Genomic DNA, 15,407 nt, shown 5'->3' with positions numbered 1-15,407 from the left:
CCGGCTATTTGCGGTGCTGCATAATCATGGGGCCGCTACGCAGCCCTTTCGCGACACAAGGCCGCTCCTACGGGGGACAGCGGCCAGTTAGCGGCTTTGTTAGCGTGCCAGGCGGCCGCTGACAAAGTGGGCTACATCGTTGAAGCCTGGAGTCGAGGCGTGGCCTGGGGTCACCAGCGCATCGATGAAGGCTTCATCTTCGGCGGTGATCTTCACCTGCAGTGCCCCGGCATAGGTGTCCCACTGCGCTTCGGTGCGCGGCCCGACGATGGCCGAGCTGACCAGCCGATTGTTCAGCACCCAGGCAATCGCGAACTCGACGATACCGACGCCTTTGCCCTCGCAGTAGGCCTGGATCTTGCGCGCGATGGTCAGTGACTCCTGACGCCATTCCACTTCCATGATGCGCTTGTCCTGGCGCCCGGCACGGCTACCGGCGTCTGGCTCCGAACCCGGTGCGTACTTGCCGCTGAGCACGCCCCGCGCCAATGGGCTGAACGGCACCACGCCGAGCCCGTGATAACCCGCAGCAGTCAACTGCTCAGGTTCGGCCTGGCGGTTGACGATGTTGTACAGCGGTTGGCTCACAACCGGCTTGGCCACACCCAGGCGCTCGGCCACGTTGCAGATCTCGGCGATGCGCCAGCCGCGGAAATTGGACACGCCCCAGTAACGGATCTTGCCCTGTTGCAGCAGATCACCGATGGCCCGCACGGTTTCTTCCAGCGGCACGCTGTGGTCTTCGCGGTGCAGGTAGTAGATATCCAGGTAATCGGTACCCATGCGCGTCAGGCTGGCTTCGATGGCATTGAACAGATGCTTGCGCGACAGCCCGCTGCGGTTGGGCAAGCCGTCTACTGCACCGAATCCCGCTTTGGAGGCAACCACCCAGTCCTGCCGGTTGCGCGCCACCGCCTCGCCAACGATTTGCTCCGAGCGCCCGCCGTTGTAGACGTCGGCGGTGTCGACAAAGTTGACGCCCTGGTCCCAGGCCTTGTCGATGATCCGCAGCGAATCCTCGGCGCTGGTCTGCTCGCCGAACATCATGCTGCCCAGGGTCAGGGCTGAAACCTGCAGGCCGCTTTGGCCAAGAGGGCGGTAGAGCATGGGGAAGGTCCTTGAGTGGGGAGGGGGGATGACCTTTTTTACAGGCAAGCGGTGAGGTTTGAAAGGGCAAAACAGCGGGGTTGTTGCCTGATCCTGCCTGTAAATGTGCGCGGCATTGTGTCGCGCAGCGCCAACAGCATTTTCAAATACTCAACATGATGTTTATACGCAGCTGATAGTTAGCGAAATCCCTCACAACGCTATGGGATTTTTTTCCTGCCTGTGCTTATTGCCACGCGCATAACGAGACAGCGATGCTTGATGCAGCCTGGTGACGCAATATCCGTCGGTAACCATGCCGCTGATTCGTAGTGCTGAGGTGCGTAGTGCTTAAAGATCAATCATCTGAAAATCGGCTGTTAGTTACTGTACTGATACTGATGAGCTTACTTGGGATATTCCCTCTAGATGTGATACTTCCATCATTCCCAGCGTTATCTTCACAATTTTCGGTGCCAACCCGAGATATCGCCTGGTCCATCAGCCTGTTCGCCGTTGGGGCCGCGCTGTCGCAGTGTTGGATCGGACCGCTATCCGATCGCCTTGGTCGTAAACGCCTGTTGTTAGTCGGACTGATAACGGCGGCGTCAGGTGCCGTGGGTTGTATTTATGCCTGGGACTTTTCGTCTTTCATGGTGTTCCGCTTGGTGCAGGCCGCTGGATGCGGTTGTTTTGTACTCAGCCATGCACTGGTTCAGGACCTGTATAGCGAACATCGGCGCAATTCGATGCGGATTTTGCTGACTACCGCCAGCGGTTTGTTTATCTCCCTATCACCGCTGGCAGGCAGTTTTTTGCAACAGTGGCTTGGTTGGCAGGGCAGCTTTCAGGCGTTTGTCGTGCTCGCGGCGTTAGCTGTGTTGCTGTGTAGTCTCTCGCTCACAGACGCTACGCGTCCTGTCGCCCCACGGAGCGGCTATCGCACCTTGTTCAAGGATCGACGCTTCATAAGCTATTCGCTGCTGTCCGCAATGGCATTTGCCTGCCACTTCTCTTTCATTGTCACGTCACCCTTGCTGTTCATGGATCTGCTGGGGATGACCGACTACGCCTTTTCACTGATATTCATTGCTTACGGTGCGGCTTATATCATTGGCGGCGTGGTCGCCAGTGCCTTGAACAAACGCATGGAGGTAAGTGCACAGATCAGACTGGGGTTGATTTTGATCGGCGTCGCCGGGTTGTCGCTGTTTCTCTGGCTGTACGTGCTGAATCCGACCGTCACCGCAATCATGCTGTCGATGGTGGTCTGCAGTGCCGGTACAACGATTGTGCGCCCGGCCGCGACTACCTGGGCGTTGAGCCTGCACCCTGAGATTGCAGGGACGGCAGCCGCTCTGAATAACACGCTGGTATTTACCGTTGGCGGCTTGTGCAGCGCAGGGGTCGCGTTGGCAGAAGGGGACTTGCTGCGGGCATTAGCGATGGCATTCGTCCTTGCAGCGCTGATCGGGAGTCTGTTGCTGAGACGTCTTCGCAGCCTACCATCGAAGCCTCTCTCGGGCTGACACACCTGTTCCATTCCTGCGCCACGTGTGCCGAAACTGCGGCGACTCGTAGGCTCGCCGGCTTACGTTCGACAGTGAATAAAGCTTTCTACGACGGGGCTTTCAGCGGTATTCCTGGCGCTGGCACAGCCGTTGCTCCTGTTCTTTACGACACATTCCCTGGGTGTCGCCAATAACAAGAACGGAGATTCCCCGATGACCCAATCAGGTCCGCACCGCCGGCCCATGCCGGGTGCCTTGATGAGAAGCGCAGGTTGCGCCGTCCTGGCGTTGGCTTGCCTGGCCCCGGCGTTTGCCGCCGAGGTCGATGGCAAGCGCATCATCGACGCCGACAAAGAGCCCGGCAACTGGATGAGCCATGGCCGTACCTACGATGAACAGCGCTACAGCCCGCTGAACACCATCAATGACAGCAACGTCAATCAACTGGGCCTGGCCTGGAGCTACAAGCTTGATCTGGACCGCGGCGTCGAGGCCACGCCTATCGTGGTCGACGGCGTGATGTACACCACCGGGCCATTTTCGGTTGTGTATGCCCTGGACGCACGCAACGGCAAGCTGCTGTGGAAGTACGATCCGCAGTCCGATCGCAATCGGGCCGGTGAAGCCTGCTGCGATGCGGTCAACCGTGGCGTAGCCGTGTGGCAGGGCAAGGTCTATGTCGGCGTGCTCGATGGCCGCCTGGAAGCCATCGATGCCAGGACCGGCAAGCGCGTATGGTCGGTCGACACCCGCAGCGACGACAAACGCAGCTACACCATTACCGGCGCGCCGCGTGTGGTCAATGGCAAGGTGGTGATCGGCAACGGCGGCGCCGAGTTTGGCGTGCGTGGCTACGTCACCGCCTATGATGCCGAAACCGGCAAGCAGGCCTGGCGCTTCTTCACCGTGCCTGGCGACCCCAAGCTGCCACCTGAAGACAAGGCGATGGAAATCGCCAGCAAGACCTGGCACGGCGATGCCTTTGTCGAGCAGGGCGGCGGTGGCACGGCGTGGGATTCGTTCGCCTATGACCCAGAACTGAACCTGCTCTATATCGGCGTCGGCAACGGCTCGCTGTGGGATCCGAAATGGCGCAGCCAGGCCAAGGGCGACAACCTGTTCCTGTCGTCGATCGTGGCGGTCAATGCCGATACCGGCGAATACGCCTGGCACTACCAGACCACGCCGGGCGATGCCTGGGACTTCACGGCCACCCAGCACATGATCCTCGCCGAACTGCCGATCAACGGCAAACAGCGCAAGGTATTGATGCAGGCGCCGAAAAATGGCTTCTTCTATGTGCTCGACCGCGCCACCGGCGAGTTGCTCTCGGCGAAGAACATCGTGCCGGTCAACTGGGCCAAGGGCATCGACATGAAGACTGGCCGACCAATCGTCGATGATGAGGCAGCTGCGTACTGGAAGGACGGCAAGCGCAAGCTGGTGACCCCCGCATTTTGGGGCGCACATGACTGGCACCCGATGTCCTACAACCCCAACACCGGGCTGGTGTACATCCCGGCGCACATCATGTCGGCCTACTACGAGCACATCCCGGAAGCGCCCAAGCGTCACCCGTTCAAGAGCGTGTACCAGCTCGGCCTGCGCACCGGGATGATGCCCGAAGGCCCGGAAGGCCTGCTGGAAATGGCCAAAACCTGGTCAGGCAAGTTGATCGCCTGGGACCCGGTCAAGCAGGCACCTGCCTGGGAAGTGCCGTATATCACCATCTTCAACGGCGGCACCCTGAGCACGGCGGGCAACCTGGTGTTCGAGGGCAGTGCCGATGGCCGGGTGATCGCCTACGCCGCCGACGATGGCAAAAAGCTCTGGGAATCACCTGCTGCCAGCGGCGTGATGGCTGCGCCGATCACGTATTCGGTAGATGGCGAGCAATACGTGACCTTCATGGCCGGCTGGGGCGGGGCGTTCTCGACCTTTGCCGGGGCCTTGTCGCTGCGCGCCGGCGTGCAGCCGTTCGCCCAGGTGCTGACCTACAAGATCGGCGGCAACGCCACCCTGCGTGAGCCCCCACCGCCGGCCGACACGCCGAAACCGCCAGCGCTCACTGCTGACGAAAAAACCGTAGCCGCCGGTGCTGCGCTTTACGACGGCAACTGCTCGCAGTGCCATGGCATCCATGCCGTCAGCGGCGGCGTGCTGCCGGACCTGCGCAAGCTCACCGCGGAAAAACACCAGATGTTCCTCAGCATTCTCTATGGCGGGCGCATCCCGGACGGTATGCCTTCGTTCGCCGAAGCGCTCAAGCCTGAGCAGGTCGAACAGGTGCACCAATACCTGATCAAGCGCGCCCACGACCTGCAAAGCGAAGGCAGTGTCTGGCAGCGTTTCAGCGCCAATCCCGCAGCCGCCACGCCGCTTGCCGACAATACCTCCAAGGAGTGACATGACGATGCCCGATAATCTGTACCAGAACTATATCGACAACGCTTTTGTAGCCAGCGAACAACTGATCGAGGTGTTCAACCCGGCCAACGGCGAGCTGTTGGGGGCGGTGCCGGAGTCACCCGTTGAGCAGGTCGAACGCGCGATTGACGCAGCGCGCCGTGCGCAGAAAGGCTGGGCGGCAAAACCTGCCATCGAGCGCGCCGGTTACTTGCGCCAGATTGCCAGCAAGGTGCGGGCCAATGCCGAGCGCCTGGCGCGCATCATCACCCAGGAGCAGGGCAAGGTGCCGGCGTTGGCCCTGGTGGAGGTCAACTTCACTGCCGATTACCTCGACTACATGGCCGAATGGGCGCGCCGCCTGGAGGGCGAGGTGCTGAGCAGTGATCGCGCCAACGAGCACATCTTCCTGCTGCGCAAACCCCTGGGTGTGGTGGCGGGGGTGCTGCCGTGGAATTTCCCGTTCTTCCTGATTGCGCGCAAGATGGCGCCGGCGCTGCTGACCGGCAACACCATCGTGATCAAACCCAGCGAAGAGACACCGATCAACTGCTACGAGTTTGCCCGGCTGGTGGCCGAAACCGATCTACCGCCAGGGGTGTTCAACGTGGTCGGCGGCAAAGGTGCGAGTGTCGGCCACAGCCTCACCAGCCATGCCGGCATTGACCTGGTCAGCTTCACTGGCAGTGTCGCCACCGGGGCGCGGATCATGGCTGCGGCAGCGCCAAACATCACCAAGCTCAACCTCGAACTGGGCGGCAAGGCGCCCGCTATCGTGCTGGCCGACGCCGACCTGGACCTGGCCGTGCGCGCGATCGTCGCCTCGCGGGTGATCAACACCGGGCAGGTGTGCAACTGCGCCGAGCGGGTGTATGTGCAGCGCGCGGTGGCGGATGCCTTCATCGACAAGGTCGCGCAGACGATGGCCGCCACGCGCTATGGCGACCCGTCGCTGCAGGCTGACCTGGACATGGGCCCATTGATCAATCAGGCCGGGCTGGACAAGGTCGCGCAGATGGTGCGCACGGCAGTCGGGCAGGGCGCTCAGGTGATTACCGGCGGGCAGGTGGCTGATCTTGGTGCGGGCTTCCACTATCAACCGACGGTGCTGGCCGGCTGTTCGGCGGATATGGAGATCATGCGCAAGGAGATCTTCGGCCCGGTCCTGCCGATCCAGATCATCGACGACCTGGATGAAGCGATTGCCTTGGCCAACGACAGCGAATATGGCCTGACCTCGTCGCTATATACCCGCGACCTGAACGCCGCACTCAAAGCCAGCCGCGAAATCGATTTTGGCGAAACCTACATCAACCGCGAGAACTTCGAGGCCATGCAGGGTTTCCACGCCGGAGCGCGCAAGTCTGGGGTGGGCGGGGCGGATGGCAAGCATGGGCTGTATGAGTACACGCGCACGCAAGTGGTGTATATCCAGGGCTGAGTAACATGGGGGGCAGCACTGGCCGGCACGCTCGTGCAGCGGCCAGTGCTGCGCTCAGTCAGCCTGATTCGGCGGCACGATTGCGTGTCGTTTCATCTTGCGGTACAGAGTCGATCGGGAGATTCCCGCCGCGTCTGCTGCCGCGCTGATATTCCAACGCTCGCGCCGCAGTACATCGAGCAAATGCCGGGCTTCGGCATCCTCGACCTGCGCCTCCAGGCGCAGTGGCTGTGCAAGGACCGGCGTCCGCGGCGCACTCGCCAGCAACTCCTCCGGCAGACAATTCAGGCTTATCACCCCATTCTCCGCCAGCGCGGCTGCGTAGCGCAGCGCGTTCAGCAATTGGCGCACGTTGCCAGGCCAAGGGTGGCCCAGCAGGCAGCGGTGAGCCTCGGCGTCCAGCTGCAGCCCTTGCGCTTCGGGCAGCCGTCGCAGCAGGTGCTCGATCAACTCGGCGCGATCGCTGCGCTGGCGTAGCGCCGGCAGGCTCATGCGCATGCCGCACAAACGGTAAAAGAGGTCTTCACGGAAGCGTTTGTCAGCAATCATGCTGGCCAGATCCTGGTGGGTCGCCGACACCACCTGAATATCCAACGCCACTGGCGCTTCGGCCCCCAGGGGTTGCAGCTCACGCTCGGCCAGCACCCGCAGCAAGCGGGTTTGCAGGTGTGCAGGCATGTCGCCGATCTCATCGAGGAACAGCGTGCCGCCATTGGCCAGTTCCAGCTTGCCCTTCATGCCTTTGCGATTGGCGCCGGTGAAGCTGCCGCTGCGGTAGCCAAACAGCTCGCTTTCAATCAACGACTCGGGGATTGCCGCGCAATTGAGTGCAACGAACGGCCCGGCCTCACGGCGACTGGCCTGGTGCACGGCGCGGGCAAAGGCCTCTTTGCCGGTGCCGGTTTCACCGGTGATGAGGATACAGATGTCCTTGTCCAGCACCTTGCGCAGACGCTGCACGCTTTGCTGCAACTGGCTGTCGCCGCCGGCAAGTTGCTCAAGTGTCGGATGGCGGGCTGTAGTTGGGGCCGGCGCCACAGGCTTGGCGCGCAGCCCGTAACCGGCCGGCACACGCAAACCGACTTCGATGATCAGCTCGCTGCCAGGCTCGCGCAGTTGGGTGCCGCAAGCGCCGCCACGGGTGAGCATCAGCAGCTCATCGATAGTGGCGGGCAGCAACTGCTCGATGCGCAAGCCCAGCAGGGCGCCAGGCTGGGCCATGAATGCAGCCCGGTTGGCGCCGATCACCCGGCCGCCTTCATCCAGCGCCAATAGCTGCTCATTGGCCAGATCGGTGATGTCGTCGCGAGGCTTGAGGGCCAGGGTCAGACGGTCGCGGTAACGTTGGCGGAAATGGGTGTTCTCGATCAGCCGCGCGTACAGCGTAACCAGGTGCAGGGTCAGGTGCTGCGCCTGTTTTGGCCCATCGTTGAACAGGCAGGTTGCGTTGAGGCAGCCAAGCAACTGATTCTGCGCATCGAAGATCGGTGACACCGAGCAGCTCAGGCGGGCGTTGGCCGCAAGAAAATGCTCCTGGCGGTGGATGGTCAGCGCCTGCCCCGACGCCAGCGCGGTGCCGATGCCATTGGTGCCAGCGATCGATTCGTCCCAGCGCGCGCCGACAATCAGCCCTGCGCGTGAATAACGGTCGTGATCGGCTGGCAGGCGCGCATCCAGAGTAATGCCGTCTGCATCGCTGAGCAGCACGGCGAAGCCAGCATCGACCACCCTTCGGGCCAGGCCGTTGACGCCTTGCCCGGCGATGCTCAGGTAGGCCTCGTGCTGAGCCTGATGCTGGCGAATCTCGGCGGCGCTGAGGATATTGTCGACATGGCGCAGGCCTGGGTCGAGGTGGTGCTGATTGATGCTGCGAAACCACGATTCGGCGATCACCGCTTCCGGCGCGAGGCCGCGCTCGGCGAAGTGGCAGTCGATAAACGCAGCCAGTTCCCTGGCGCGGGTGTCGGTGGCAGGCGCGGTCATGGGCGCTCCCCGTGCTGTTATTGTCGTGGGCCGGTTCGAAGTGCCGGTCAGACTGCAACCATAGCGCAAAAGCCTGAGGCAGTGAGCGCCTGCTTGAAATGGAACGCCTGACGGCATTCAAGCTTCTCAACAGGATACAAGCCTGTGAGGGGCAGATCATGGACCAGCAGCAATCTATCGCGCCGCGGCCGGTTGAGCCGCGCCAGCTACGTTTCGCCGACGACGGCTCGACGCCGAACAGCGTGTTGCCGGTGTTGCTTTATGCGATGCAGTGGCCGCACGGCACGGACCGAGCGGCGGCCTTTGAGGCGCTGTTCGAGGTGCACGGGTGGCCTGCGTTATGGCGAGATGGGGTGTTTCCCTATCACCACTTCCATCCCAACGCCCACGAGGTGCTTGGCGTAGCGCAGGGTGAAGCGCGGCTGACCCTGGGTGGGACCGCCGGGCAGACCTTGAGCGTCAAGGCGGGCGACGTGCTGGTGCTGCCCGCCGGCACTGGCCACCGCTGCGTCACCTGCAGCGATGACTTCCTGGTAGTTGGCGGTTACCCGCGGGGGCAGGAAGATTACGAGGTCGAACGGCCCAGTTCCCGTGGCCACGCGCAGGCGGTGGCGCGGATTGCCAAGGTGGCGTTGCCGAAGCTGGACCCGGTGCTGGGCAAGGAGGGCGGGGTAGTAAAGTTGTGGCGGTGAGGTGTTGCCGGGCGCCAGGCCCGGCAACGGTCAGCCGTTTCAATCGGCGCGGGCGCTGCTCAAGGCGCCTGCACGGGTGACGCGCAGGGCCACCAGGCTGCCGATCACGATCAGCCCGGCCAGCGAGTACAGTGCAGCATCGGTGGAACCAGTCTGATCCTTGATGAAGCCCACCAGATACGGGCTGAGGAAGCCCGCCATCTGCCCGACCGAGTTGATGATCGCCAGGCCAGCCACCGCAGTGGCAGCACTGAGCAAGGCAGTCGGCATCGGCCAGAACATCGGCAAACCGGTGAGGGCGCCCATGGTCGCGATCGACAGACCAAGAATGGCAATCGGCGGATGGCCGGCAAAGTTGACCGCGATCAGCAGGCCGATCGCGCCCATCAGCATCGGCACCACAAGGTGCCAGCGGCGCTCGTTGCGCAGGTCAGCCGAACGGCCTACCAGAATCATGAACACGCCGGCCAACAGGTACGGGATCGCGCTCAACCAGCCAATCAGCAGTGGGTTGTCAAAGCCCATGCTCTTGATGATCGACGGCAGCCAGAAGTTGATCGCGTACACGCCGCTCTGGATGCAGAAGTAGATGAAGCCAAAGGTCCAGATCAGCGGATTGGTCAGCACCGACAGCACGCTGTCACCGCTGGTGACCGGCTTGCGTGCTGCATCGGCGGTAAGGTCGGTTTCGATGATCTGCCGCTCGGCCGGGCTGAGCCACGGCGCTTTCTGGTAACCGTCGCTGAGCAGTTTGATCGCCAGTACGCCCAGCACCACCGTCGGCAGGCCCTGGATCAGGAACATCCACTGCCAGCCGGCCAAACCGTGCTGGCCAGCGGCAAAGTGCTGCAGAATCCAGCCCGAAAATGGCCCGCCAAGCAGCCCCGAGACCGGAATCGCCGACATGAACAGGGCCATGATCCGCCCGCGTCGATCCGCGGGGAACCAGCGCGAGAGGTACAGCACGACGCCCGGGAAGAAGCCGGCTTCGGCGGCGCCGGTGAGCAGGCGCAGGGCGTAGAACTCGGTCGGCGTGGTGACGAACATCAAGCAGGTCGACAGGCTGCCCCAGGCGATCATCATCAAGGCGATCCAGCGCCGTGGCCCGAAGCGGTTCAGCGCCAGGTTGCTGGGCAGGCCGCAGAGCACGTAGCCGATGAAGAAAATCCCGGCGCCGAGGCCATAGACGGTTTCGCTGAACTTCAGTGCATCGAGCATCTGCAGCTTGGCAAAACCAACGTTGACGCGGTCGAGGTAGTTGAACAGGTAGCAGATGAAAATGAATGGAATCAGCCGCAGTGTGATGCGCCGGTACAGCGCATTGCGGGTGCTATCGTGGCCTTGGTCAGGGGCAGAGCTGTGTGCCATGATCGGGATCTCTGTTGTTATGATTGTTACCGCGTCGCCTGTTTCGGCGCTCGCCTGACGAGTCTCGGCGAGCGCAGCGCGGCTGTCTTTGTGCTTATGCACAGGTGTCAGCGCTGGCCGCTGTGCTGCGGCCCAAATCCTATCACTGCAAGGACCGTTGAATGTTCGAACTGGACCATGACCTGGCGCAGGATATCGTCGACCGGGCGATGGCCATCCTGCCGTGCAACGTCAACGTCATGGACAGCCAGGGCCTGATCCTCGGCAGCGGTGAAGCAGAGCGCATCAACACCCGCCATGAAGGTGCCCAGTTGGTATTGGCCAATGGCCGGATCGTCGAGCTCGATAATGACGCGGCCAAGTGCCTCAAGGGCGTGCAGCCCGGCGTCAACCTGCCGCTGATGCTCGATGGCCGCTTGATCGGCGTGCTCGGCCTGACCGGTGATCCGCAGCAATTGCGCACCTACGGCGAGCTGGTGCGGATGACCGCCGAAATGCTCCTGGCCCAGCGTCACCTGCAAGTCGAGCAACAATGGCGACGCCAGCGCTGTGATGACTTGCTGGCATTGTTGCTGGGCAGTAGTGGTGATTCGACGCGTTTGCTCGACGAGGCCCAGCAACTTGGCCTCAAGCCTCAATTGGCACGGGTGCCGTGCCTGTTCGAGCTGGAGTCCGGACCGCCTGCAGAAGCCTTGGCCACCTGGCTGATGAGCCGTTACCCGGATGGCTGGTGCGTCAGCCCGGCCCGTCAGTCGCTGTTGTGGTGTCGGCCGGCAGCGGTCGCGCTGGATGAACAGCGTCTGCTCGAACGGCTGCAGCGCCATGGCTGGCACGTCCAGCGCCTGGCCGTGGGCCCGCCAGCGCAAAGCCTTGAGCAATTGCGACGCGGCTACCGGCGGGTGCGTGATTTGCTTGCCTATGGGCGCGAAGTGCTGCCTGCCGAGCGCTTGCTGAACCTGACCCGCTACCGCTTGCCAGCACTGCTGTGGCGTCACCGCAACGACGACGCGCTGGATGAATTGCTCGAGCCATTGCTGCGCATTCGTAGCAAGGACGCCAGCGGCCAGTTGCTCAATACCTTGCGCGCCTGGTGCGGCCATGATGGCCAGAGCCAGGCCTGTGCCGATGCCTTGGGCATCCACCGCAACAGCCTGCGCTATCGCCTGGAACGTATCGCCGAGCTGGGCGAAGTCGACCCACAGCGGCTGGACGGCATGTTGACCCTGTATCTGGGCTTGCAGCTGTTGCCCGCCGACTGAGCTGAGTGGCAAAGGCGTTTGCCCAAACAACGGCGCCGGGCTTTTGTGCATCTGACCGAGGCCTGCGGATGACGCAACTGTCAGCATCGCTGCAACAGGATCAGGAGAATCCCCATGAAAATTGTCATCGCCCCCGATTCGTTCAAGGACAGTCTCGACGCTGCTGCCGTCGCCCAGGCCATTGCGCGCGGGGTGGCCGAGGTATGGGCACAGGCCGAGCTGATCGAGTGTCCGATGGCCGATGGCGGCGAAGGCACGCTGCAGGCGATTGTCGCGGCCAGCCACGGTGAGCTGCGCCGGCAAGCGGTGCGCGGGCCGCTGGGGCAGACGGTCGAGGCCAGTTGGGGCTGGCTCGCCGAGAGCCACACGGCAATCATCGAAATGGCCGAAGCCAGCGGCTTGCAGTTGGTCGCCGGCGAGCAACGCGACGCCTGTCGCAGCAGCACCTGGGGCACCGGCGAATTGATCGGCGCGGCATTGACCGCGGGGGCCCAACGCATCGTCCTGGCGATTGGCGGCAGTGCCACCAACGACGGCGGCAGCGGCATGCTCCGCGCCCTTGGCTTGCGTTTGCTCGACGCCGATGGCCAGGCGCTGGCCGAAGGCGGCCTGGCCTTGGCGCAACTGGCCCGGATCGACGCCAGTGAGCTTGATCCGCGCCTGGCTGAGGTGCAGGTCGAAGTCGCTGCAGACGTCGACAACCCACTGTGTGGTCCGAATGGCGCCTCGGCGATTTTTGGTCCGCAAAAAGGCGCCAGCCCTGAGCAGGTGACAGCGCTGGATCTCGCCCTTGGCCATTTTGCCGACCATTGCGCGCAACTGCTGGGTAATGACCTCAGGGAGTCGCCCGGTAGCGGCGCTGCCGGCGGCATGGGCTTTGCGGCCAAGGCATTCATGGACGCGCGTTTCCGCGCTGGAGTGGAGGTGGTCGCCGAGCTGGCCGGGCTGGATGCACTGGTGCAGGGCGCCGATCTGGTCATCACCGGCGAAGGCCGCTTTGACGCGCAGACCTTGCGCGGCAAAACGCCCATGGGCGTGGCCAGGGTTGCCAAACGTCATGGTGTGCCGGTGGTGGTGCTGGCCGGCACCCTGGGCGAGGGTTACCAGCAACTGTACGCCCATGGCATCGATGCCGCGTTTGCGCTGGCCAGTGGGCCGATGACCTTGGCTCAGGCGTGCAGCGAAGCGCCGGCACTGCTGCAGGCGCGCGCCAGCGATGTTGCCCGGCTGTGGCAGTGCGCCAAGGCTCAGCGCTGAGTTTCAGCTTCATAGGGCACATCAGCAGGCGTCTGGCTGAGTAGCACAGCAATTGCCAACAGCCCGGCGCCAACGCCTGCCAGCGGCAACCACGCCAGGCCGAGCTGACCGATCAAAAGGCCACCAAGCCCGCCGCCGAGCGCTGTGCCGAGGTTGAACGCAGCAATGTTCAACCCAGAGGCCACGCCGCTGGCGTGCGGCGCCACGCTTTTGGCCAGGTTGAGCAGGCGCAACGTGGACAGTGTGACGATGGCGAAGAACACTGCCCCCAGCACCCCGACCAGGCCGAGCACGGCCCATGGCGACTGCCTGAACACATACAGCAGCATCAGTGTGACCACCAGCATGAGCAGGGCCAGCAACAGGCAGCGGTTTATCGCAAAGCGGTCGCCGGCATATCCGCCAACCAGATTGCCAGCAATCGTGCAGGCGCCAAACAGCAGCATGCCCGCACTCAACAAACGTGGCCCGGCCTGGCTCACCTCCAGCAGGTACGGCGACACGTAACTGAAAAAGCTGAACACCGCGACGCTGACCAGCATGGACACCGCGGCAACGGACAACAACGGCCGCAGTAGCACGGCGCGCAGGCCGCTCAGCCCCGCGCCAGGCTGAGCATCCGCCGCACCGACCTGAACCGGCATCCAGCGCAGCAAGCCGATCAAGCTCAAACAACCGAGCAGCGCCAGCGCGACAAATATCACCCGCCACGACCAGAAGCTGCCCAGCAGCGTGCCCAGCGGTACCCCGAGTGCCAACGACACCGTCAAACCCATCCATACCACCGACAATGCCCGCCCAGCCTGTGCGGGTGCTACCAGCTTGACTGCGACACTGGCCGCTAGCGCCATGAACACGCCGTGGGCCAGGCCAATCCCAAAGCGCACTAGGTGCAAGGTCAACACCTGCTCGACGCTTGCCAGCAGCAGGCTTCCCACCCCCAGCACTGCTACCGTCAGCAGCATCAGCGAGCGGTCACGCCAGCTCGCCAGCGCCGCAGTCAGCAACGGTGCGCCGATGGCGGCACCCAACGCGTACGCCGCAATCGCCGCGCCCACTGCAGCGACTGAACTGCTCAGATCGCCCGCCATTGCCGAAACCAGACCGGCGACCACGAACTCAGACAAGCCGAAGGCAAAGGTGCACAGCGAAAACACGTATATGGCTAACGGCATGGCGGCATCCGGCTCAAGTGCTGGGCCAAGGCCAACGCCTGTTCGCCATTCAGGCGTGGATCCACCTTGCTCAGATAGCAGCGGTGCAGATCCTCCGGCTGCAGCTGGCCTGGGCCGCCGAGGCATTCGGTCACTGCTTCAGCGGTGAGTTCCAGGTGCAGCCCGCCGAGGACCGAGCCATGCCAGGCATGCACGGCGAAGGCCGTCTCTATTTCCGCCAGGATGTCATCGAAGGCGCGGGTCTTGGTGCCGCAGGGCAGGGTGCGGGTATTGCCGTGCATGGGGTCGCACAGCCACAACACCCGTGCGCCAGCGTGCTCTACTGCGTCGATCAGCGGCCCGAGGTGCTGTTCCAGCAGCGCCGCCCCCATGCGGTGGATCAGCGTCAGCCGGCCCGGCTGGTTGTGCGGGTTAAGCTGTTCGATCAGCTGCAGCAGTGCGCTGGCCGAAGTTTCGGCGCCGACCTTGACCGCCACCGGGTTGCTCACCCCACGCAGGTATTCGACATGGGCGCCGTCGGGCTGGGCGGTGCGCAGGCCAATCCACGGCAGGTGGGTGGACTGGTTGAACCAGCAGCCATCGTCCTGTTGCCGGGTCAACGCCTGCTCGTATTCCAGCAGCAAGGCTTCGTGGGAGATGAACAGCGCCTGATCGCAAAGGCCATCGCTGTCCATGAAACCCTGCAGGGTGCGGATGTCGCGCAAGGTCGCGGCCGAGTGAGCATAGGCTGCAAGCAAGCGCTGCGGATCTGCCCGCCGCGCTGCTGCGCGGAACTCGGCCTGGTTGACGATATCGCCGCGATACACCGGCAAACTCAGGCCATCGCGGGTTTCGATATCACTGGAACGTGGCTTGGCGTATTGCCCGGCCAGGCGGCCGATCTTGATCACTGGCCGCTGTACACCCCGCGTCAGCAGCTGGCTCATCTGCTGCATCAGCTGCAGAAAGCGATTCAGCGCGGCCTGATCGGTCTGGGTGAAGTCTTCGGCGCAATCACCGCCTTGCAAGACAAACGCACGGCCCTGCTGGGCCTGGGCCAGCAAGCCCGTAAGCAAGCTGATCGACTGCCGACTGACCAGCGCGGGGGCCTGGCGCAAGCTCGCCAGCGCCTGCTCAAGGGCAGGTTGGTCGTGATACAGCGGTTGCTGCGCAGCGCTGCGGTCGCGCCAGGAATTGAGGCTCCAGGCCAGTGGGCCGTCGAGCACGTTGGCGGCTTGGGTCAGCATGAT

At 63.3% G+C, this 15,407-nt stretch carries 11 protein-coding genes; 6 read left to right on the top strand and 5 right to left on the bottom strand.

The features are described 5' to 3' along the window. Nucleotides 1-99 precede the first annotated feature (99 nt). Entirely contained in the window at nt 100-1,107 is a 1,008-nt protein-coding gene (locus tag K3F44_RS06915) for an aldo/keto reductase (RefSeq protein ID WP_181087953.1), read from the bottom strand. 380 nt (nt 1,108-1,487) lie between these two features. Here K3F44_RS06915 and K3F44_RS06910 point away from each other — a divergent pair, with 380 nt between their 5' ends. From K3F44_RS06910 to aldA, 3 genes are all read left to right on the top strand, one after another. Then, complete coding sequence (locus K3F44_RS06910) at nt 1,488-2,615, top strand: MFS transporter (RefSeq protein WP_220634153.1); 1,128 nt, start codon at nt 1,488-1,490, stop codon at nt 2,613-2,615. 240 nt (nt 2,616-2,855) lie between these two features. Next, complete coding sequence (locus tag K3F44_RS06905) at nt 2,856-5,003, top strand: PQQ-dependent dehydrogenase, methanol/ethanol family (RefSeq protein WP_259407067.1); 2,148 nt, start codon at nt 2,856-2,858, stop codon at nt 5,001-5,003. A gap of 7 nt (nt 5,004-5,010) precedes the next feature. Continuing rightward, the gene (gene aldA / locus K3F44_RS06900; RefSeq protein WP_220633631.1) at nt 5,011-6,444 is read left to right on the top strand and encodes an aldehyde dehydrogenase; all 1,434 of its coding nucleotides are present in this window, start codon (nt 5,011-5,013) and stop codon (nt 6,442-6,444) included. A 54-nt stretch (nt 6,445-6,498) separates the two neighbouring features. Here aldA and K3F44_RS06895 read toward each other — a convergent pair whose 3' ends face one another. Beyond that, nucleotides 6,499-8,427: a sigma-54-dependent Fis family transcriptional regulator gene (locus K3F44_RS06895; protein WP_220633630.1), complete on the bottom strand. Its 1,929-nt coding sequence runs from the start codon at nt 8,425-8,427 to the stop codon at nt 6,499-6,501. Nucleotides 8,428-8,585: 158 nt separating this feature from the next. On the opposite strand from K3F44_RS06895, the gene K3F44_RS06890 reads away from it, so the two are divergent. Next, nucleotides 8,586-9,119: a cupin domain-containing protein gene (locus tag K3F44_RS06890; protein WP_101323024.1), complete on the top strand. Its 534-nt coding sequence runs from the start codon at nt 8,586-8,588 to the stop codon at nt 9,117-9,119. A 39-nt stretch (nt 9,120-9,158) separates the two neighbouring features. Here K3F44_RS06890 and K3F44_RS06885 read toward each other — a convergent pair whose 3' ends face one another. Then, on the bottom strand, nt 9,159-10,487 hold the full coding sequence (locus K3F44_RS06885; RefSeq protein WP_101319503.1) for an MFS transporter: 1,329 nt from the start codon (nt 10,485-10,487) through the stop codon (nt 9,159-9,161). A 161-nt stretch (nt 10,488-10,648) separates the two neighbouring features. Here K3F44_RS06885 and K3F44_RS06880 point away from each other — a divergent pair, with 161 nt between their 5' ends. Beyond that, nucleotides 10,649-11,746 (top strand): sugar diacid recognition domain-containing protein, encoded by a 1,098-nt coding sequence (locus K3F44_RS06880; protein WP_220633629.1) that lies wholly within the window; start codon nt 10,649-10,651, stop codon nt 11,744-11,746. A 114-nt stretch (nt 11,747-11,860) separates the two neighbouring features. Beyond that, nucleotides 11,861-13,003, top strand: a complete 1,143-nt coding sequence (locus tag K3F44_RS06875; protein WP_220633628.1) for a glycerate kinase — start codon at nt 11,861-11,863, stop codon at nt 13,001-13,003. Here K3F44_RS06875 and K3F44_RS06870 read toward each other — a convergent pair. Next, a complete protein-coding gene (locus tag K3F44_RS06870; RefSeq protein ID WP_220633627.1) occupies nt 12,994-14,178 on the bottom strand; it encodes an MFS transporter in 1,185 nt (394 codons plus the stop codon). The genes K3F44_RS06875 and K3F44_RS06870 overlap by 10 nt on opposite strands. Then, nucleotides 14,169-15,404: a 3-deoxy-7-phosphoheptulonate synthase gene (locus K3F44_RS06865; protein WP_220633626.1), complete on the bottom strand. Its 1,236-nt coding sequence runs from the start codon at nt 15,402-15,404 to the stop codon at nt 14,169-14,171. Before K3F44_RS06865 ends, K3F44_RS06870 begins: the two co-directional genes overlap by 10 nt. Nucleotides 15,405-15,407: the final 3 nt, after the last annotated feature.

The sequence above is a fragment of the Pseudomonas sp. S07E 245 genome (genome assembly GCF_019599025.1).
Taxonomy (GTDB): domain Bacteria; phylum Pseudomonadota; class Gammaproteobacteria; order Pseudomonadales; family Pseudomonadaceae; genus Aquipseudomonas; species Aquipseudomonas shirazensis.
Note: the sequence above shows the minus strand (reverse complement) of the source record. Positions and strands in the feature narration are given on the sequence as shown.

Excerpts from the sequence above, each read along its gene's own strand:
- K3F44_RS06865 (WP_220633626.1), bottom strand. The coding sequence starts at position 15,404 with ATGCTGACCCAAGCCGCCAACGTGCTCGACGGCCCACTGGCCTGGAGC.
- K3F44_RS06910 (WP_220634153.1), top strand. The coding sequence starts at position 1,488 with ATGAGCTTACTTGGGATATTCCCTCTAGATGTGATACTTCCATCATTC.
- aldA (WP_220633631.1), top strand. The coding sequence starts at position 5,011 with ATGCCCGATAATCTGTACCAGAACTATATCGACAACGCTTTTGTAGCC.
- K3F44_RS06895 (WP_220633630.1), bottom strand. The coding sequence starts at position 8,427 with ATGACCGCGCCTGCCACCGACACCCGCGCCAGGGAACTGGCTGCGTTT.
- K3F44_RS06875 (WP_220633628.1), top strand. The coding sequence starts at position 11,861 with ATGAAAATTGTCATCGCCCCCGATTCGTTCAAGGACAGTCTCGACGCT.
- K3F44_RS06885 (WP_101319503.1), bottom strand. The coding sequence starts at position 10,487 with ATGGCACACAGCTCTGCCCCTGACCAAGGCCACGATAGCACCCGCAAT.
- K3F44_RS06905 (WP_259407067.1), top strand. The coding sequence starts at position 2,856 with ATGAGAAGCGCAGGTTGCGCCGTCCTGGCGTTGGCTTGCCTGGCCCCG.
- K3F44_RS06890 (WP_101323024.1), top strand. The coding sequence starts at position 8,586 with ATGGACCAGCAGCAATCTATCGCGCCGCGGCCGGTTGAGCCGCGCCAG.
- K3F44_RS06880 (WP_220633629.1), top strand. The coding sequence starts at position 10,649 with ATGTTCGAACTGGACCATGACCTGGCGCAGGATATCGTCGACCGGGCG.
- K3F44_RS06915 (WP_181087953.1), bottom strand. The coding sequence starts at position 1,107 with ATGCTCTACCGCCCTCTTGGCCAAAGCGGCCTGCAGGTTTCAGCCCTG.
- K3F44_RS06870 (WP_220633627.1), bottom strand. The coding sequence starts at position 14,178 with ATGCCGTTAGCCATATACGTGTTTTCGCTGTGCACCTTTGCCTTCGGC.